The organism is uncultured Xanthomarina sp. (genome assembly GCF_963971605.1).
Classification (GTDB): domain Bacteria; phylum Bacteroidota; class Bacteroidia; order Flavobacteriales; family Flavobacteriaceae; genus Xanthomarina; species Xanthomarina gelatinilytica.
The window spans coordinates 1-17,910 of the sequence record NZ_CAXATZ010000048.1; the positions used below are offsets into that span (position 1 = coordinate 1).

Annotated in this window: 17 protein-coding genes, 2 tRNA genes and 1 pseudogene; 12 read left to right on the forward strand and 8 right to left on the reverse strand. The window is 35.5% G+C overall.

Going from position 1 to position 17,910, the window contains the following annotated elements; genetic code table 11:
• The 3 genes and pseudogenes from AACY93_RS12635 to AACY93_RS12645 form a co-directional block, all read left to right on the forward strand.
• Positions 1–307 (forward strand): annotated as a pseudogene (locus AACY93_RS12635) (AAA family ATPase); the annotation flags it as partial.
• A gap of 266 nt (positions 308–573) precedes the next feature.
• Positions 574–2,838, forward strand: coding sequence for an aconitate hydratase (locus AACY93_RS12640; protein ID WP_286853177.1), 2,265 nt, complete (start codon positions 574–576; stop codon positions 2,836–2,838).
• Positions 2,839–2,929: 91 nt separating this feature from the next.
• Entirely contained in the window at positions 2,930–3,493 is a 564-nt protein-coding gene (locus tag AACY93_RS12645) for a TlpA disulfide reductase family protein (protein WP_040492505.1), read from the forward strand.
• A 3-nt stretch (positions 3,494–3,496) separates the two neighbouring features.
• Here AACY93_RS12645 and AACY93_RS12650 read toward each other — a convergent pair.
• Positions 3,497–3,581, reverse strand: a tRNA-Leu gene (locus AACY93_RS12650).
• Between the two features lie 56 nt (positions 3,582–3,637).
• A tRNA-Lys gene (locus AACY93_RS12655) sits at positions 3,638–3,710 on the reverse strand.
• 131 nt (positions 3,711–3,841) lie between these two features.
• Between AACY93_RS12655 and AACY93_RS12660 the strand changes: the two genes are divergently transcribed.
• Positions 3,842–4,360 carry a shikimate kinase gene (locus tag AACY93_RS12660; RefSeq protein WP_286853176.1) on the forward strand — a complete coding sequence of 173 codons (519 nt, stop codon included), beginning with the start codon at positions 3,842–3,844 and terminating at the stop codon, positions 4,358–4,360.
• Here the strand turns inward: AACY93_RS12660 and AACY93_RS12665 are convergent.
• Both AACY93_RS12665 and AACY93_RS12670 read right to left on the reverse strand, forming a co-directional pair.
• Positions 4,352–4,855: a phosphoribosyltransferase family protein gene (locus tag AACY93_RS12665; protein ID WP_007651448.1), complete on the reverse strand. Its 504-nt coding sequence runs from the start codon at positions 4,853–4,855 to the stop codon at positions 4,352–4,354. The two genes, AACY93_RS12660 and AACY93_RS12665, sit on opposite strands and share 9 nt — an antisense overlap.
• 57 nt (positions 4,856–4,912) lie before the next feature.
• Positions 4,913–5,284, reverse strand: a complete 372-nt coding sequence (locus AACY93_RS12670; protein WP_007651450.1) for an RNA-binding S4 domain-containing protein — start codon at positions 5,282–5,284, stop codon at positions 4,913–4,915.
• An 82-nt stretch (positions 5,285–5,366) separates the two neighbouring features.
• Between AACY93_RS12670 and AACY93_RS12675 the strand changes: the two genes are divergently transcribed.
• Positions 5,367–6,461, forward strand: a complete 1,095-nt coding sequence (locus tag AACY93_RS12675; protein WP_286853175.1) for a hypothetical protein — start codon at positions 5,367–5,369, stop codon at positions 6,459–6,461.
• Positions 6,462–6,521: 60 nt separating this feature from the next.
• Here the strand turns inward: AACY93_RS12675 and AACY93_RS12680 are convergent, their stop codons facing one another.
• From AACY93_RS12680 to AACY93_RS12690, 3 genes are all read right to left on the reverse strand, one after another.
• Positions 6,522–7,109, reverse strand: a complete 588-nt coding sequence (locus AACY93_RS12680) for an outer membrane beta-barrel protein (RefSeq protein ID WP_286853174.1) — start codon at positions 7,107–7,109, stop codon at positions 6,522–6,524.
• Positions 7,110–7,157: 48 nt separating this feature from the next.
• Positions 7,158–8,111 carry a transketolase C-terminal domain-containing protein gene (locus AACY93_RS12685; RefSeq protein ID WP_286853173.1) on the reverse strand — a complete coding sequence of 318 codons (954 nt, stop codon included), beginning with the start codon at positions 8,109–8,111 and terminating at the stop codon, positions 7,158–7,160.
• Between the two features lie 122 nt (positions 8,112–8,233).
• Positions 8,234–9,079: a transketolase gene (locus AACY93_RS12690; RefSeq protein ID WP_286853172.1), complete on the reverse strand. Its 846-nt coding sequence runs from the start codon at positions 9,077–9,079 to the stop codon at positions 8,234–8,236.
• A gap of 169 nt (positions 9,080–9,248) precedes the next feature.
• Here AACY93_RS12690 and tgt point away from each other — a divergent pair, with 169 nt between their 5' ends.
• The 7 genes from tgt to AACY93_RS12725 all read left to right on the forward strand — a co-directional run bounded on the left by tgt (position 9,249) and on the right by AACY93_RS12725 (position 17,558).
• Complete coding sequence (tgt, locus tag AACY93_RS12695; RefSeq protein ID WP_007651459.1) at positions 9,249–10,379, forward strand: tRNA guanosine(34) transglycosylase Tgt; 1,131 nt, start codon at positions 9,249–9,251, stop codon at positions 10,377–10,379.
• A gap of 30 nt (positions 10,380–10,409) precedes the next feature.
• Entirely contained in the window at positions 10,410–11,486 is a 1,077-nt protein-coding gene (locus AACY93_RS12700) for an LptF/LptG family permease (RefSeq protein ID WP_081602645.1), read from the forward strand.
• Positions 11,473–12,375, forward strand: coding sequence for a DMT family transporter (locus AACY93_RS12705; RefSeq protein WP_286853170.1), 903 nt, complete (start codon positions 11,473–11,475; stop codon positions 12,373–12,375). The genes AACY93_RS12700 and AACY93_RS12705 overlap by 14 nt, the downstream gene beginning before the upstream one ends.
• Positions 12,376–12,522: 147 nt before the next feature.
• The gene (locus tag AACY93_RS12710; RefSeq protein WP_007651466.1) at positions 12,523–13,476 is read left to right on the forward strand and encodes an acetyl-CoA carboxylase carboxyltransferase subunit alpha; all 954 of its coding nucleotides are present in this window, start codon (positions 12,523–12,525) and stop codon (positions 13,474–13,476) included.
• A 167-nt stretch (positions 13,477–13,643) separates the two neighbouring features.
• Positions 13,644–15,182, forward strand: a complete 1,539-nt coding sequence (gene dnaB, locus AACY93_RS12715; RefSeq protein WP_007651469.1) for a replicative DNA helicase — start codon at positions 13,644–13,646, stop codon at positions 15,180–15,182.
• A gap of 30 nt (positions 15,183–15,212) precedes the next feature.
• Positions 15,213–16,235, forward strand: coding sequence for an AI-2E family transporter (locus AACY93_RS12720; RefSeq protein ID WP_286853169.1), 1,023 nt, complete (start codon positions 15,213–15,215; stop codon positions 16,233–16,235).
• A 138-nt stretch (positions 16,236–16,373) separates the two neighbouring features.
• Positions 16,374–17,558, forward strand: a complete 1,185-nt coding sequence (locus AACY93_RS12725) for an asparagine synthetase B (RefSeq protein WP_287006534.1) — start codon at positions 16,374–16,376, stop codon at positions 17,556–17,558.
• A 68-nt stretch (positions 17,559–17,626) separates the two neighbouring features.
• On the opposite strand, the gene rplT is transcribed toward AACY93_RS12725, so the two are convergent.
• Positions 17,627–17,910 (reverse strand): 50S ribosomal protein L20 (rplT, locus tag AACY93_RS12730; protein ID WP_339612131.1); only part of this gene is annotated, 284 nt, incomplete at its 5' end.

Here is a 17,910-nt window from a genome sequence, read left to right on the forward strand (position 1 = left end):
AAGACGTATGCCAGTGGCAGACAACGTTATTGAATATGCGGTGAAAATGGTTGCTAAAACCAGGCCAAATGGAGCTTCTCCTTCAGAGTTGGTTAAAACTTACATAGATTGGGGAGCAGGTCCAAGAGCCTCCCAAAATTTAATACTTGCAGCCAAAACACATGCTGCCATACATGGTAAATTTTCCCCAGATATTGAAAATGTTCAAGCTGTTGCCGAAAGTATTTTAAGACATCGAATCATAAAAAACTACAAAGCCGAAGCCGAAGGTATTTCAGAAGAGCAAATCATTAAAAGCTTATTTTAATACAGTTTTTTTAAGCTGAATTTTTAAAGAATTCATTTTTATTTGTCTTCAAACAAAAATTTACATTTTGTTAATTTATTATTTTAAGCAATGATAAATTATGAAAAACTTAAAATATTAATCAAAAAAAGAACATTTTTTGAATTATATTCAGTTTTTTCTTCATTTTGTTACATATTTTTAAATCTCCTTTAAAATTTGTAATTTTGCAATCCAATCCTTTTAGGAACAAATAAATCTAATTAACAACCCTTTAAATACAACTTATGGCATTTGATATAGACATGATAAAAAAAGTGTATTCCACAATGGCAGAACGTGTAGATACTGCACGTAAAATTGTTGGAAAACCATTAACACTTTCTGAAAAGATTTTATATGCCCATCTTTGGGATGGCATACCTACTAAAGCTTTTGTTAGAGGTAAAGATTATGTAGATTTTGCACCAGATAGAATTGCCTGCCAAGATGCTACAGCACAAATGGCTTTATTGCAATTTATGCAAGCTGGTAAATCTAAAGTTGCTGTGCCTACAACAGTGCATTGCGATCACTTGATTCAAGCCAAGCAAGGAGCTGCACCAGATTTGTTGCGTGCCAATCAAACAAGCAGCGAAGTGTTCGATTTTTTAGCATCTGTATCCAATAAGTATGGCATTGGGTTCTGGAAACCAGGAGCTGGTATTATTCACCAAGTAGTATTAGAAAACTACGCTTTCCCTGGAGGAATGATGATTGGTACAGATTCGCATACTGTTAACGCAGGTGGTTTAGGAATGGTTGCCATAGGAGTAGGTGGCGCAGATGCCGTAGATGTTATGGCAGGTATGGCTTGGGAATTGAAATTTCCAAAACTTATAGGTGTTAAATTAACCGGTAGTTTAAACGGATGGACATCCGCTAAAGATGTGATCCTTAAAGTAGCAGGTATTTTAACGGTGAAAGGTGGTACAGGCGCCATTGTGGAATATTTTGGTCCTGGAGCCAAAAACTTATCCTGTACAGGAAAAGGAACCATCTGTAACATGGGAGCAGAAATTGGTGCAACAACGTCTACTTTTGGTTACGATGATTCTATGGAGCGTTATTTAAGAGCTACAGATAGAAACGAAATTGCCGATGAAGCCAATAAAATACGTGAATATTTAACAGGAGATGATGAAGTTTACGCAAACCCTGAAACGTATTTTGATCAAGTGATTGAAATTGATTTGGATACCTTGCGTCCTCATTTAAATGGCCCTTTTACGCCAGATTTGGCAACTCCAGTTGGAGAGCTTGGTGAAAAGGCAAGAAAAAATGATTGGCCAATAAAAGTGGATTGGGGACTTATAGGGTCTTGTACAAACTCTTCGTATGAAGATTTAACACGTGCTGCTTCTATTGCAAAACAAGCTGTAGATAAAAAAATTAAAGCAAAATCAGATTTTGGTATTAATCCTGGCTCTGAGCAAATCCGTTACACTGCCGAACGTGATGGGATTTTAAAAATATTTGAAGATTTAGATGCAACTATCTTTACCAATGCTTGTGGCCCATGTATTGGACAATGGGACAGAAGCGATTTAAAAGGCGATGAAAAAAATACCATTGTACATTCCTTCAACAGAAACTTTTCTAAACGTGCAGATGGAAACCCCAACACACATGCCTTTGTAGGTTCACCAGAAATGGTTGCAGCTATTGCCATAGCTGGACGTTTGGATTTTGATCCAATGAACGATACTTTAATCAATGAAGATGGCCAGGAAGTGAAACTGGACGAGCCTAAAGGGATTGAATTACCTCCTTTAGGATTCGATGTTGAAGATGCTGGTTATGTAGAGCCTTTAAAAGATGGAAGCGGTGTAGAAGTCACTGTAAGTCCTACTTCAGAACGTTTGCAATTGCTAACGCCATTCGAGCCAATTGGAAATGAAATAAAAGGAGCAAAATTGTTGATCAAAGCCTTTGGTAAATGTACTACAGACCATATTAGTATGGCTGGTCCATGGTTGCGTTTTAGAGGTCACTTGGACAATATCTCAAATAATATGTTAATTGGAGCTGTAAATGCATTCAACAAAAAAACAAATTTTGTTAAAAATCAATTGACAGGTGATTACGAGGGTGTTCCAGATGTGGCTAGACAATACAAAGCTAAAGGAATTTACACTATTGTTGTTGGGGACCATAACTATGGCGAAGGATCTTCCAGAGAACATGCAGCAATGGAACCAAGACATTTGGGTGTTGCAGCAGTATTGGTAAAATCGTTTGCACGTATCCATGAAACAAACCTTAAAAAACAAGGGATGTTAGGTTTAACTTTTGCAAATGAAAGCGATTATGATTTAATACAAGAGGATGATACCATTAATTTCCTTGATTTAAACGAGTTTGCGCCAGACAAACCCCTAACCATAGAGTTTGTGCACAAAGATGGCTCTAAAGACGTTATAAAGGCTAATCACACCTACAATCAAGCCCAAATTGATTGGTACAACGAAGGGTCTGCATTAAACTTGATAAAAAAGCAAAACGCATCCTAAATAAACCATTAAAACCATTAAAACTCCTGAAGCAATTCAGGAGTTTTTGGTTTGTGTAAGTTAATCAATTAAACAACGTCTTTTATAGCTGATGAAAAAGCCTAAATTAAATACCAGCAATATTATTTTTTTAATAGTGATTTTACTATTGATCATCCCTCAAACCCGACAACCCATACAAGTGTTTTTACACAAGGGATTGGCTTTGATTGGTCCTTCAACGGTAGCTGAAGATAAACGGGAACAAGTGGCACATTACAATTGGGAATTGATAAGCGATACTGGAGACGTTTATAATTTTAATGAAGCTCAAGGAAAAGTAGTGCTAATTAATTTTTGGGCTACTTGGTGCCCACCATGTATTGCCGAAATGCCAAGTTTGGATGCGCTATATGAATCTTACAAAGACAAAGTGGTTTTTTTGTTCGTTTCAAACGAAAGTCAAGAAACCATTTCAAATTTCATAACAAAAAACAATTATGGTTTTAAGGTGCATACTCCAAAAACAGCTTATCCTAAACCTTTTGATGCCAGTGCCATTCCAAGGACATACGTGATAGATAAAAAAGGTTTCATTGTAATAGACAAAACGGGAGCTGCAAACTGGAATAGCGATGGAGTAAGAAGTCAATTGGATGACTTACTGAAAGACTAAAAGTGCGCACGAGAAGATTCGAACTTCCACATTCTAAGCGAATACTAGCCCCTCAAGCTAGCGCGTCTACCAATTCCGCCACGTGCGCTTTTATTTATTAGTGTAAAAATAAAAAAAGTTAAGCAAAATGCTTAACTTTTTTTGTGACCGGGCTGGGGCTCGAACCCAGGACCCTCTCCTTAAAAGGGAGATGCTCTACCAACTGAGCTACCAGGTCATTTTGTGTTTCTTTATTGAGGGTGCAAATATAAAACGTTTAATCAATATTCCAAACCTTTTTCTAAGATTATTTTTGTTTTTTTGTTTTGTTACTTTGTACAGATATTAAGTTGTAAATTTAGAACCAGAATGAAAATAGTTTTATTGGGATATATGGCTTCAGGGAAGTCATTAATAGGCAGAGAATTAGCCAAAGTTTTAAAAATGGATTATCTGGATTTAGATGATTTCATTGAAAAAAATGAGGGTAAATCCATTGAAAAAATTTTTTTAGAAAAAGGTGAAATTTTTTTCAGAAAAATTGAAAACAGCTATTTACAAGCATTGATTTCATCCAAAAACAATCTGGTTTTATCTTTGGGTGGCGGCACTCCTTGTTTTACCAATAATTTGGAATTACTTAAAAACAATAAAGAAATAACAACCTTCTTTTTAAATGTTCCCGTGAGTGAATTGGCAAAAAGACTTATGAGCGACAAAGAAAACAGGCCACTTGTAAAATATGTGTCCAATGAAACCGATATGTTGGAATTTGTAGGAAAACATTTGTTTGAACGCTTACCATTTTACAATCAAGCTCACTTTAAAATGGACGCTAACAAACCTAAAGAAGAGGTTGTCGAGTCCATTATTACAAAATTATTTTAAATAGGCTTTAAACGCTTTTCCTTCTAAAACAACATCAATGTGCTCATTTAAAGAGGTGGACAAAGAAATACCTTTAAAATCTGCTTTAACAGGATACTTTTTATGATTTCTGTTAACAAGTACAGCTGTTTTAAATTGCTTTAAAGGCACCTCGAGAAAATGTTTTACGCCATATATCAAAGTGGTTCCGGAGTTTAGGACATCATCAATTAAAACCACAGATTTGTTTTGGTAGTCTTCAGGTTTTAAAGATGTTTTAATGCTGTTTCTAGGGTTTTTTTTGTCAATCTCAACCTTACATAATACAGGAGCAATTGGGGAAATTTTATTTAAAACCAATTTCAGTTTTTTGGCAAGTATATAACCATTACTGTCAATCCCAGCCAAAATAACTTCAGTTTCATTAACGTTGTTTTCATAAATCTGATACGCGATTCGTTTAATTTTATGATTGATCTCCTCGTGATTTAATATGATGTTTTTAGTTAAAGTCATCTTGTATGGTTATTTGTTCAAAGATAAAATACTAAATTAAAACTTGAGTTGTTTTTGTTACTCAATTTCATCTTGATAATCGTCAATATCCCTTCGGTCTTTTTTGGTTGGCCTGCCAGTTCCTTTTTTTCTGTAATAATCTTTGGAATATTTTAAAAGTTCTTGCGCCTCAAAGGCTTCCTTTGGTGTGGTGTCAGTTCGGTAAATGTCTACCAGTTTGGCACCAACCCTATTTGGAGGCAAATCGTTTATTGTAAATGTGTAATTTATTTGGTCTTTTCTTAATTGCACTTCATCTGTAGGATAAACATCGCGGCTAGGTTTCACTTGGTCACCATTAACCCTAACATGTCCTTTTTTACATGCAGTAGTAGCAAGACTCCTTGTTTTATAATATCTCACACACCATAAATACTTGTCAATTCGCATAACTTTTATTGAAAATCTACGTTAATGTTCTTGTGCAAAATTATTAATAAATTGTATCTTGCACCTCAAAAAAGAAGCAATAATGAAAATTAAAAATGTAGCAACTGCTATTTTCTGTTTAGGCTTGGTAGTTTTATCCTGTAAAAAGGATGATGATAATGATGAGCCTTATGTGGTTCCGGTTAGGGACAGACAGGAAGTATATGACGAAAATATAGCCGAGATTGAAGAATACCTGGAAACGCACTTTTACAATTACGAAGAGTTTCAACAAAATCCAGCTTATAGCGATTTAAGTGTGATGCCTTATAACGTGACACCTAATGATACTTTTGAGATTGTTTTTGATACCATTGCAGGTGCCAATAGCGATAAAACGTCGTTAATGGAGATGTTGGGCGATGAATTGAAATTCAAAGAAGTCACCGATTCTGAAGGTATTGTTTACAAACTTTATTACCTGGTAGTAAGGGAAGGTATGGGTGGTGAGATTCATGGCATTGATCGTGTGTTTGCTAATTACCAAGGATTTTTAATGGATAGCACACTGTTTGATAGTGCTGTTTCTGCTATTCCTTTTGATTTGACAGCAGTAGGAAATATTAGAGGTGTTGTTGATGGTTTTAGAGAGGGTATCATTGAGTTTAAAGCAAGACAAGCATATACCGAAAACGGAGATGGAACCATAACAAATCACAACCATGGTATTGGAGCCGTGTTTGTGCCTTCTGGATTGGGCTATTTCTCACAAACTCAAGCTACAGTTCCAGCTTATTCCAATTTAATATTTATTTTCAATGCTGAAAAACGAACCCTGTTGGATCACGATTCCGACGGAGTGTTTTCATATTTGGAAAACCTTGATGGAGATAAAGATTATTTTAATGATGATACCGATGGTGATGGTTTAGCCAATTTCGTGGACGTGGATGATGATGGTGATGGAACTTTAACCAAAGATGAAGTGGAAAGAACAGCCTACACTGAAGATGAAAATATGCAGCCTTTTACCACCAATGCTGCTGCTCAAGCTTATTACGATGCCTATGCAGTTCCTGGGGAATTGTTATACAGTATAGAAGACAATAACGATGGTACGTTTACATTAAACACAGTTATTATTACAGACTCTAACAATGACGGCATTCCGGATTATTTGGACAGTAGTGTGTTTTAAACTTACAGACATCCATAAACAAAAAAGCCACTTTGTTAAAAGTGGCTTTTTTGTATTTATTTATAAAATAAATGATAAACTTAAAATCAATTGATCTGGTCTTGTGTCTATTCTACTTACACCCAAACCAGAATGGTTGTCAATAAATGTGGCCTCGTTTTCGCTAAAGCCTCTTTCGTATCTTAAATCAATACCAATCCTGTTAAAACTTACACCCAAGCCAAAATTTAAACCAACAGTAAGGTCGTTTTCTACATCCTTTATGTCAATTCCTTCAAATTCGGTGTCTAAAATGTATTGAAATGAAGGTCCTGCAAATGCATTGAACATTTTTAGAAACCTAATACCAACCAAAAGAGGTGCATCCAGTTTTTGCATTTTAAAACTACCATCACTATAGTCGCTACTGGTGTTTGTATAAACCAATTCCGGTTTGGCAAAAATTTTACCACCAAATTTTCCAAAGATACCAAAATGGTATCCTATGTTCCTATCTGGGTTTTCAGCATTACTACCTATGGATTCAAAATAATCACCATTGGCATTGTAATTAATACCACCTTTAAAACCAAAACCAGATTTGTTTTGGGCATAAGAAAACGTGGTAAAAAGTACACATACTAAACCAATATAAATTGCATGTTTCATGAGTCTCGTTTTTAAAGTTCTTAGAAATAAAACGAAACAAATAGGCAATTATTTTCTTTTTATAACAGTTTGGGCTGCTTTAACAATGGCATCACTGTTTAAGCCATATTTTTCCATTAATTGCTCTGGAGTGCCAGATTCGCCAAAAGTGTCATTAGTGGCTACAAATTCCTGTGGTGTAGGTTTGTTGGTTGCTAAAACCCTGGCAACACTTTCTCCCAGGCCTCCAAGAAAGTTGTGTTCTTCAGCAGTAACAATGCAACCGGTTTTGGAAACCGATTTAATAATAGCTTCGTCATCCAATGGTTTTATGGTGTGAATGTTTATAACCTCTGCAGAAATCCCTTCGGCATTCAATACTTTGGCAGCCTCAAGTGCTTCCCAAACCAGATGGCCAGTAGCAACAATGGTAACATCTGTTCCATCAATTAAATGAAGTGCTTTGCCAATTTCAAACGTTTGCTCTTCTGGAGTGAAATTTGCTACTTTTGGTCTCCCAAAACGCAAGTAAACAGGTCCATGATGTTTAGCTATGGCTATAGTGGCAGCTTTGGTCTGGTTGTAATCGCAAGGGTTGATAACTGTCATGCCTGGCAACATTTTCATTAAGCCAATATCTTCCAGTATTTGATGTGTGGCACCATCTTCACCTAAAGTCAATCCTGCATGCGAGGCACATATTTTTACATTTTTATCAGAATAGGCTACACTTTGGCGAATTTGATCGTAAACGCGACCTGTGGAAAAGTTGGCAAATGTTCCTGTGAATGGTATTTTTCCACCAATGGTCATACCGGCAGCCAAACCAATCATGTTGGCTTCAGCAATTCCTACTTGAAAAAACCGTTCTGGATGATTTGCTTTAAAATCGTCCATTTTCAAGGAACCAATTAAATCGGCACAGAGTGCTACCACATTTTCATTGGTTTTTCCAAGTTCTGTTAATCCTGCTCCAAAACCTGAGCGTGTATCTTTATTTCCTGTATTTGTATATATCTTCATCTATTTAGATTTTGTCAAGAACCTGTGGTTCAGTTATTTAATTGTTTTGGTGGGTAAGCCATTATTTGTCAAATGCCCATTATGGGCTTTCATAAGTCTAAAAATCGTAATTCGTGAAAGGGTTAATAATCTCCTAGTGTTTCAGGATTTTGTTCCAATCCTCTTGCTAATTGTTCATCGTTTGGAGCTTTTCCATGCCAAGCATGTGTGTGCATCATAAAATCAACACCATTGCCCATTACTGTTTTTAATAAAACGCAAACAGGTTTACCTTGACCAGTTTTGGATTTTGCCTCAGCCATGCCTTTTAAGATGGCTTCAATGTCATTCCCTTCATTAATTTCCACAACGGTCCAACCAAACGCTTCAAATTTAGTTTTAAGGCTTCCCATAGGCAACACATCGTCTGTGGAGCCGTCAATTTGCTGTCCGTTTAAATCTACTGTGGCTATAATATTGTCAACCTTGTTTCCGGCAGCATACATAATGGCTTCCCAGTTTTGCCCTTCTTGCAATTCACCATCGCCATGAAGACTGTAAATTAAATGCGAATCTTTGTTTAATTTTTTGGTTTGTGCAGCTCCTAAAGCTACAGACATGCCTTGACCTAAAGATCCAGAGGCTATACGTACGCCAGGTAAGTTTTCATGTGTGGTTGGGTGACCTTGCAAACGGGAATTGATTAAACGAAAGGTGTTTAATTCGTTTACAGGAAAATAGCCAGACCTGGCTAAAACACTATAATATACAGGAGAGATGTGGCCATTGGATAAGAAGAACAAGTCTTCTCCTATACCATCCATATCAAAATGGTCTTTTCTGTCCATAATCTCACTGTATAGTGCTACAAAAAATTCTGCACAACCTAATGAACCTCCAGGATGGCCTGAATTTACTTTGTGCACCATACGCAAAATGTCTCTACGTACCTGTGTTGTTAAATCTTTTAATTGTTGTGTGTTTGGCATGTTTTAAAAGTTAATTTTTAAGTGGCAAAAATAAAGTTTTAAAACGCGTAATCAAAAGGAGTTGTTAGGCACTTATTAACGAATTATGTGGATTTGCTAACAATTTTGATTTTATTAAGAAGTTCCAAAGCATATGTTAATTATATTTGCCGACTGATGATCTAAGAACATGATATTCGAATTAAAAGGAAAAGACACCCAATCCAAAGCCAGAGCTGGAGAGATTACTACAGACCATGGCAAAATTGAAACACCTATTTTTATGCCAGTTGGTACTGTGGCCTCTGTAAAAGGGGTTCATCAACGTGAATTAAAGAACGATATCAATCCAGATATAATTTTAGGGAATACCTACCACTTGTATTTAAGGCCTCAAACCAAAATCCTTGAAAAAGCAGGAGGTCTCCACAAATTCATGAATTGGGATAGGAATATTTTAACCGACTCTGGTGGATATCAAGTATACTCACTCTCTGCCAATAGAAAAATAAAGGAAGAAGGGGTGAAGTTTAAATCTCATATTGATGGAAGTTACCACACATTTACCCCAGAAAACGTGATGGAGATCCAAAGAAGTATAGGAGCAGATATTATCATGGCTTTTGATGAGTGCACGCCTTACCCTTGCGATTATCACTATGCCAAACGGTCTATGCACATGACCCATAGATGGTTGGATAGATGTATGACACATTTAGAGAAAACCCCTTTTAAATACGGTTATAGTCAAACCTTTTTTCCAATAGTTCAAGGAAGCACATATAAAGACCTAAGGATGCAATCGGCCGAATATATAGCAAATGCTGGAGCAGAAGGCAATGCCATAGGAGGTTTGTCTGTTGGAGAACCTGCCGAAGAAATGTATGCCATGACAGAGGTGGTAACCACTATATTACCAGAAGATAAACCCAGATATTTAATGGGAGTTGGTACTCCTATCAATATCTTGGAAAATATTGCCTTGGGTGTGGATATGTTCGATTGTGTCATGCCTACCAGAAATGCCAGAAATGGTATGTTATTTACGGCTCATGGTACCATAAATATTAAAAATAAAAAGTGGGAAGCCGACTTTTCACCTGTGGATGAGTTAGGTATTACTTTTGTAGATACAGATTACACCAAAGCTTATTTGCGTCATCTATTTAGTGTGAATGAAAGGTTGGGAGCCCAAATTGCAACCATTCATAACTTAGGATTTTATATGTGGTTGGTTCGTGAAGCTAGAAAACATATCTTAGCAGGAGATTTTAGAACTTGGAAGGACATGATGGTGAAACAAATGGATAAGCGATTATAACAAATTAAAAACACCAACAATAGACAGACATTGAAAATACTTGACTGGTACATATTAAAACGTTATTTATTTACATTTTTCATCATGTTATTGTTGTTCATACCTATTGGTATAACAGTTCATTTAGCTGAGAAAATTGGTAAAATTCTTGAAAACGAAGTGCCTTTAGGAGAAGTATTGCTTTATTTTTTGGACTTTACCATATATTTTGCGCACTTATTGTTCCCTTTATTTTTATTCCTATCTGTTATTTGGTTTACTTCCAAATTAGCCAACAATACAGAGGTAATTGCTTTTTTAAGTTCTGGCGTTTCATTCTCCAGGTTTTTAAGACCTTATATGATTGGTGCTAGCATTGTGGCCATTCTGGCCTTGGTTTTGGGCATGTATTTGGCACCTAATGCCAGTAATGGTTTTAACGATTTTAACTATAAATACCTTAAAAGCAAGAACGATGCACTGGACAATCAAAACGTGTATCGACAAATTAATGACAACGATTATATTTATGTAAGTAGCTTTGATGTGAAACAAAAAGTGGGAAGGGATTTCACTTTAGAACATTTTGAAAATGACAAAATGACTTACAAAATAAGTGCCAACACCATTAAATACGATGAGAAAGACTCCATTTATAAACTTATAAATTATACTAAAAGACGTATAGGTGAAGGAGATGATATTTTAGAAATCTCTAGACGGAAAGACACCATTTTTTCTTTTGATTTGGAAGATTTAACGCCTGTTATTTACATTGCTGAAACTCTACCATATGGAGAGTTGAATAAATTTATCAAAAAAGAAGAACAAAGAGGTTCTTCATACATCAATAGATATAAATTGGTAAAATACAGGAAATGGAGTTTGCCCGTTTCTGTATTTATTTTAACCATTATAGCTGTTGCTGTTTCCTCCATAAAACGTCGTGGAGGGATGGGAGTAAACTTGGCTTTTGGTATTTGTATTGCCATGGTTTTTGTGTTTTTCGATAAAATATTTGGAGTTCTTGCCTCACAGTCAGACTTTTCCCCATTGGTTGCAGTATGGTTCCCAAATGCAATTTTTGGAGTGTTGGCTGCTTATCTTCTGTACAATGCAAAACGATAGTTTAAAAAATTACCTGCATTTACATCTTCTGGTTTTTATTGCAGGCTTTACGGCTGTTTTAGGCGAACTTATTACCATTAATGCAGTCTCACTGGTATGGTATAGAATGTTAATGGCAACTGTGCTTATGTTTGTGTATGTTTATTTTGCCAAAATAAACATAAAAATCCCACCCAAATCCCTTTTAAAATTATCTTTTGCAGGTATAATTATTGCTTTACACTGGATCACGTTTTTTGAGTCCATAAAGGTGTCAAACATTTCCATTACCTTGGCCATGTTTTCAACTGGAGCTTTTTTTGCCTCCTTATTGGAGCCCCTTATCTATAAACGAAAAATTATTGGGTACGAAATTATTTTTGGGCTCCTCATTATTGTTGGTGTTGCCATTATAACCAACAGTGAATTTAAATATATAAATGGAATTGTTCTTGGTATTGTTTCAGCGTTTTTATCATCCACTTTTGCCGTATTGAATGGAAAATTTTTGGAAAAACATACTGCAACTGTTATTTCTGTTTACGAGTTTATTAGTGGCGTTTTATTTATCAGCATTTTCATGCTTCTTTTTGGGGAAGGGTTTTCAAAGGAATTCTTTAATTTAAGCACTTCAGATTTTGGCTATTTGTTTATTTTGGCATCTGTTTGTACTGCCTACGCTTTTATTGCCTCTGTGTATGTTATGAGGTACCTAAGCCCTTATACAGTGGTTTTAACTTATAACTTGGAACCAGTTTATGGAATCATCCTGGCCCTTTTGTTTTTTCCTGAAAACGAAGTGATGAGTACTTCGTTTTATGTTGGAGCTTTTATAATTATAAGTGTGGTAATGCTCAATGGGTTTTTAAAACAAAGAAAACGCAGAAAAGCAAAAAAGCTTCCCAAATAACCAATAAGTAACTTTTTTATCCTTAGATAGATACGCACAATTAAAAGCAATTGATTAAATTTAACGTGTATTTCGTTTTAATTCTAAAATTAAAACAAAATAAAATATGTAATTTTGTGTGCTAATTAAAACAAACTACAATTTCCAATGGAATATTTAGATTTTGAACTTCCTATTAAAGAACTAGAGGAACAATTACAAAAATGCCAGGTTATAGGTCAGGAAAGCGAAGTAGATGTAACCGAAACCTGTAAACAAATAGAAAAAAAACTTATTGCCACCAAAAAGGATATATATAAAAACTTGACGCCTTGGCAACGTGTTCAATTATCCAGACACCCAAACAGACCTTATACCTTAGACTATATTAAAGCCTTATGTGGAGATTCGTTTCTGGAACTACATGGAGACAGAAATGTAAAAGACGACAAAGCCATGATTGGTGGTCTTGGTAAAATTGGCGACCAAAGCTTTATGTTTATTGGACAGCAAAAAGGGTATAACACTAAAACAAGACAATATAGAAACTTTGGGATGGCAAACCCAGAAGGATACAGAAAAGCCCTCCGTTTAATGAAATCAGCTGAAAAATTTGGCATACCTGTAGTTACTTTTATAGACACTCCAGGTGCTTATCCAGGATTGGAAGCTGAAGAACGTGGACAAGGTGAGGCCATTGCCAGAAACATACTGGAAATGTCCAGATTAAAAGTGCCTGTAATCTGTATCGTTATAGGCGAAGGTGCCTCTGGAGGAGCTTTGGGAATAGGAGTAGGAGATAAGTTTCTTATGCTTGAAAATGCTTGGTTTTCTGTTATTTCACCCGAAAACTGTTCGTCTATCCTTTGGAGAAGTTGGGAATATAAAGAACAAGCTGCCGAAGCCCTAAAACTTACAGCCAAAGACAGTAAAAGCATTAAGGTAATAGATGATATTATTAAAGAACCAATAGGTGGAGCACATAGCGATAGGGAAAAAACATATTTGGCAGTAAAAAGTGCCATCCTTAAATCTTATGACGAATTAAAAAACTTATCACCAAAAGATTTAGTAAAAAAACGCATGGAAAAATATATGGATATGGGCGTTTTTAAAGGCTAGTTCTTTTAAAACCTATGAAACATAAATCTGAAATGTCTTATTTCAGATTTTTTTATGCTTATTAACAATATTTTTAAGTTATTAACAGTTAAATTGTTAACTTATGGTGGACAATCAAGATAGATTTACACATCGTTTATCTTTTCAATTTAGCTACTTTCGTAAACATGAAACAACCAAACCAAATAAAAGGATATCAAGTAGATAAAAGCACGATTATTAATCTAGAACGTGGTAAAATACCTCCTCAAGCTATTGATTTAGAGGAAGTTGTGCTAGGCGCCATGATGATTGATAAAAAAGGTGTCGATGAAGTGATTGACATTCTAAGCCCTGAAGCTTTTTACAAAGAAGCGCATCAGCACATTTTTGAAGCTGTTTTTCAGTTGTTCGAAAACAGTGAACCTGTCGACTTATTAACCGTTTCCAGCCAATTAAAGAAAAATTCAAAATTGGATTTGGTTGGTGGTGATTTCTACCTCATTTCCTTAACCCAAAAAGTGTCGTCTTCAGCACATATCGAGTTTCATGCACGTATTATTTTACAAAAATACATTCAGCGAAGCTTGATTAAAATTTCCAGTGAAATTATTGAGGATTCTTACGATGAAACACAAGATGTCTTTGACTTGTTGGATCGTGCAGAATCAAAATTATACGAAGTCACTCAAGGAAACATAAAAAAATCAAGTGAAACGGCCCAGGAATTGGTAATACAGGCTAAAAAGAAAATTGAAGAAATTTCAAATAAAGAAGGTTTAAGTGGTATCCCTTCCGGTTTTACTAAATTGGATAAGTTAACCTCTGGCTGGCAAGAAAGCGATTTAATTATTGTTGCTGCCAGACCTGGTATGGGTAAAACAGCTTTAACCTTGTCCATGGCAAGAAACATTGCGGTAAATCAAAGTATTCCTGTGGCTTTCTTTTCTTTGGAGATGGCATCTGTACAATTGATCATGCGTTTAATTTCCAGTGAAACAGGTTTGTCTTCAGAAAAACTAAGAACTGGAAAACTAGAAAAACACGAATGGGAACAGTTAAATGTTAAGGTTAAAAGCCTTGAAAAAGCGCCTTTGTTCATTGATGATACTCCATCGCTTTCCATATTCGATTTAAGGGCAAAAGCAAGACGTCTGGCCTCACAACATGGTATAAAATTGATAATTATAGATTATTTGCAATTAATGACAGCTGGAGGAAGCCAAAAAGGAGGAAACAGAGAGCAGGAAATCTCAACCATTTCCAGAAACTTAAAAGCCCTTGCAAAGGAATTGAGTGTACCGGTTATTGCCTTATCGCAATTATCCCGTGCTGTAGAAACTCGTGGTGGCAGTAAAAGGCCTTTACTTTCAGATTTACGTGAATCTGGAGCCATTGAACAAGATGCAGATATTGTATCCTTTATTTATAGACCTGAATATTATAAAATAGACGAATGGGATGATGAAGAGCGCACTCCTACTGAAGGGCAGGCAGAGTTTATTATAGCCAAACACAGAAATGGAGGCTTGGATAACATCCGTTTAAAGTTTATTGGTCATTTAGGGAAATTTGACAATTTAGATGATTTTGATACACCCTTTGGTCAGGAATTTCATTCTAAAATGAATGCAGCAGCCAACGATAATACGTTTTCACCAGATACATTTCCATCAGCAAATGATGCGTTTGATGCTCCTGAGGAAGACAACGACGTACCATTTTAACAACCCAAGTTTCTTTAGAGCCTAAATCTTATGGATAAATTAAGAACCACAAACATATTATTGCTAGTAATTGTTGTCCCGTTAATTTTTTACTTGTTAAAAATCCTCTCATTTATATTTATTCCATTGGTGTTTTCAATGTTTATTGCCTTGCTGTTTTTACCAATTATGCGTTGGTTGGGCAAAAAAAACATCCCAAAACCTATTAGCATACTTATTGTGGTTTTAATTATAGCTGCTGGAATGAAAATTGGTGTAGAACTCATTCAAATCTCAAGTCGTGAAATTTTAAATTCTGATACCGAGTTCTTTTCTAAAGCTGAAGAAAAATTTGACAACTTATTCCTATTGGCACAAGAGACCTTTGGTTTTAAATTGGACGATAAGGAAAGCGTTCTAAAGCAATTTATTGCTAAAGATAACATAGGGGATAGTATCAATTTTATTCAACGTACACTTACCATGTTACTTATGACCACTTTTTTTGTGGTTTTATGGCTTGCAGAGTCCATTAACATTCAAAAGGTATTGAACAGTACTATTTTAAAACAAAGACACACCTCACTTAAAACCTTTTTTAAAATTGAAAAAGATCTGATTAAATTCATTAAGGTTAAGTTTTTTATTAGTTTGGCAACAGGTATAGGAACAGGTTTGGCCTGTGTGTTTTTTGATGTGAGCTTCCCGATTTTTTGGGGACTTTTTGCGTTTATTATCAATTTTGTGCAAATGGTAGGTTCCATCATAACCGTTATCTTGTTGTCTATTTTTGCTTTTATAGAGTTGGACCCAACAAGTACCCTGTTCTTTTTCATCCTTTCCATTACAGGAGTCCAAGTCTTGTTTGGATCCATTTTGGAACCTATTTTTATGGGAAAATCATTTTCTTTAAACGTAATTACTGTTTTGGTCATGCTCATGCTCTGGGGTTTTATTTGGGGTGTTCCGGGTTTAATTATGGCCATTCCCATTACTGTGTTCATTAAAATTATTTTAGACCAGTTTCCTGAAACCAAAGTCTTGTCCGATATTCTTTCAGGAAATAGTAAATAGCTTGGTTTTTGGTTAAAAATTATTTAAAACCCATTTTAAAGAACTATTTTTAAGTATATTTCAACTGTGAAAAAGTTAATATTTATAGTTGTTTTATTGTTCTCCGTAAAATCCTTTGCATCTTACATCCTTATTCCCATGGATGCCGAGAGCCAGAAAAACCATTTAAAGGCTTACGGAATTACCTATTGGACTTTGGAAAAGCAAATGAAGGTAAAATGGTTGTTAAACTATAGAGGCGGCTCCTTCTTGCTTCCAGATTCAGAGGAAATTAAACGTGAATGCCAGATTCGAGGTGTTTCGTTTGAAACTCTATCCAATGCCAAAGCCGAATCCATTTTAGAGGAAATAAGCAGCCCAAGTAAAAATATGGAAGCTGTGGTTTTGGAAAAAGCACCTAAAATTGCTGTTTATACACCTAAAGGAAAACTACCTTGGGATGATGCTGTAACCATGGTCTTAACCTATGCTGAAATTCCCTATGAAACCGTTTACGATGAAGAAGTGCTAAATGATGCTCTGCTTTTATACGATTGGTTACATTTACATCACGAAGATTTTACAGGACAATATGGCAAATTTTATGCAAATTATAGAACTGCAGCTTGGTATATAGATGAAAAGAAAGAAGCCGAAGCTTTGGCAGCTAAATTGGGTTTTGCAAAAGTATCTGAAGAAAAATTGGCTGTTTCTTTAAAAATAAGGGACTACGTAATAGGAGGAGGCTTTATGTTTGCCATGTGCAGTGCAACTGATAGTTTTGACATTGCTCTGTCTGCAGAAGGAGTGGATATTTGCGAGCCTATGTTTGATGGAGATGCCAGTGAAGCCAATTACCAATCTAAAATAAACTATAATAAAACCTTTGCTTTTAAAGATTTCACCCTAGAAAGAAACCCTTTGGTATATGAGTTTTCTTCCATAGATATGACCCAAAAAAGACAGATTCCAAAAATGACAGATTATTTTACCTTAATGGATTTTTCTGCAAAATGGGACCCAATACCAACCATGTTGTGCCAAAACCATACAGCGTTGGTAAAAGGCTTTATGGGACAAACAACCTCATTTACCAGAGATCAAATAAAATCCAATGTGCTGATTTTGGGCGAAAACAAAACCAACGGTGAAGCTAAATACATACATGGAATAAAAGGAAAAGGGTTTTTTACGTTTTATGGTGGTCACGACCCAGAAGATTATACACATAAAGTTGGCGACCCAAAAACCGAACTGGATTTGTATCCTACTTCACCAGGATACAGACTTATTTTAAACAATGTTTTATTTCCAGCAGCCCGTAAAAAGAAACAAAAGACATAAAAAAAAACCCGATTCAAAAGAATCGGATTTTTTATAAGTGAAATATGTTATACAATAGGCGAAACGCCTTATTTTACTTTATCAATTACAGCTTTAAAAGCTTCAGGGTTGTTCATAGCTAAATCTGCTAAAACCTTACGGTTTAATTCAATGTCATTAGCTTTTAATTTCCCCATGAACTGAGAATAAGATAATCCATGTTCTCTGGCTCCAGCGTTAATACGCGTAATCCATAAGGCACGGAATGTTCTTTTTTTGTTTCTACGGTCTCTATACGAATATAACATCGCTTTGTCAACCGCATTTTTTGCTACTGTCCAAACGTTTTTACGACGTCCAAAGTAACCTTTTG

What these genes read in the sequence shown, in the direction of transcription:
- AACY93_RS12685 (WP_286853173.1), bottom strand. Translation starts at nt 8,111, where the DNA reads ATGAAGATATATACAAATACAGGAAATAAAGATACACGCTCAGGTTTT.
- AACY93_RS12710 (WP_007651466.1), top strand. Translation starts at nt 12,523, where the DNA reads ATGGAATATTTAGATTTTGAACTTCCTATTAAAGAACTAGAGGAACAA.
- dnaB (WP_007651469.1), top strand. Translation starts at nt 13,644, where the DNA reads ATGAAACAACCAAACCAAATAAAAGGATATCAAGTAGATAAAAGCACG.
- AACY93_RS12660 (WP_286853176.1), top strand. Translation starts at nt 3,842, where the DNA reads ATGAAAATAGTTTTATTGGGATATATGGCTTCAGGGAAGTCATTAATA.
- AACY93_RS12690 (WP_286853172.1), bottom strand. Translation starts at nt 9,079, where the DNA reads ATGCCAAACACACAACAATTAAAAGATTTAACAACACAGGTACGTAGA.
- AACY93_RS12725 (WP_287006534.1), top strand. Translation starts at nt 16,374, where the DNA reads ATGGATGCCGAGAGCCAGAAAAACCATTTAAAGGCTTACGGAATTACC.
- AACY93_RS12705 (WP_286853170.1), top strand. Translation starts at nt 11,473, where the DNA reads ATGCAAAACGATAGTTTAAAAAATTACCTGCATTTACATCTTCTGGTT.
- AACY93_RS12675 (WP_286853175.1), top strand. Translation starts at nt 5,367, where the DNA reads ATGAAAATTAAAAATGTAGCAACTGCTATTTTCTGTTTAGGCTTGGTA.
- AACY93_RS12640 (WP_286853177.1), top strand. Translation starts at nt 574, where the DNA reads ATGGCATTTGATATAGACATGATAAAAAAAGTGTATTCCACAATGGCA.
- AACY93_RS12680 (WP_286853174.1), bottom strand. Translation starts at nt 7,109, where the DNA reads ATGAAACATGCAATTTATATTGGTTTAGTATGTGTACTTTTTACCACG.
- AACY93_RS12720 (WP_286853169.1), top strand. Translation starts at nt 15,213, where the DNA reads ATGGATAAATTAAGAACCACAAACATATTATTGCTAGTAATTGTTGTC.
- AACY93_RS12645 (WP_040492505.1), top strand. Translation starts at nt 2,930, where the DNA reads ATGAAAAAGCCTAAATTAAATACCAGCAATATTATTTTTTTAATAGTG.
- tgt (WP_007651459.1), top strand. Translation starts at nt 9,249, where the DNA reads ATGATATTCGAATTAAAAGGAAAAGACACCCAATCCAAAGCCAGAGCT.
- AACY93_RS12665 (WP_007651448.1), bottom strand. Translation starts at nt 4,855, where the DNA reads ATGACTTTAACTAAAAACATCATATTAAATCACGAGGAGATCAATCAT.
- AACY93_RS12670 (WP_007651450.1), bottom strand. Translation starts at nt 5,284, where the DNA reads ATGCGAATTGACAAGTATTTATGGTGTGTGAGATATTATAAAACAAGG.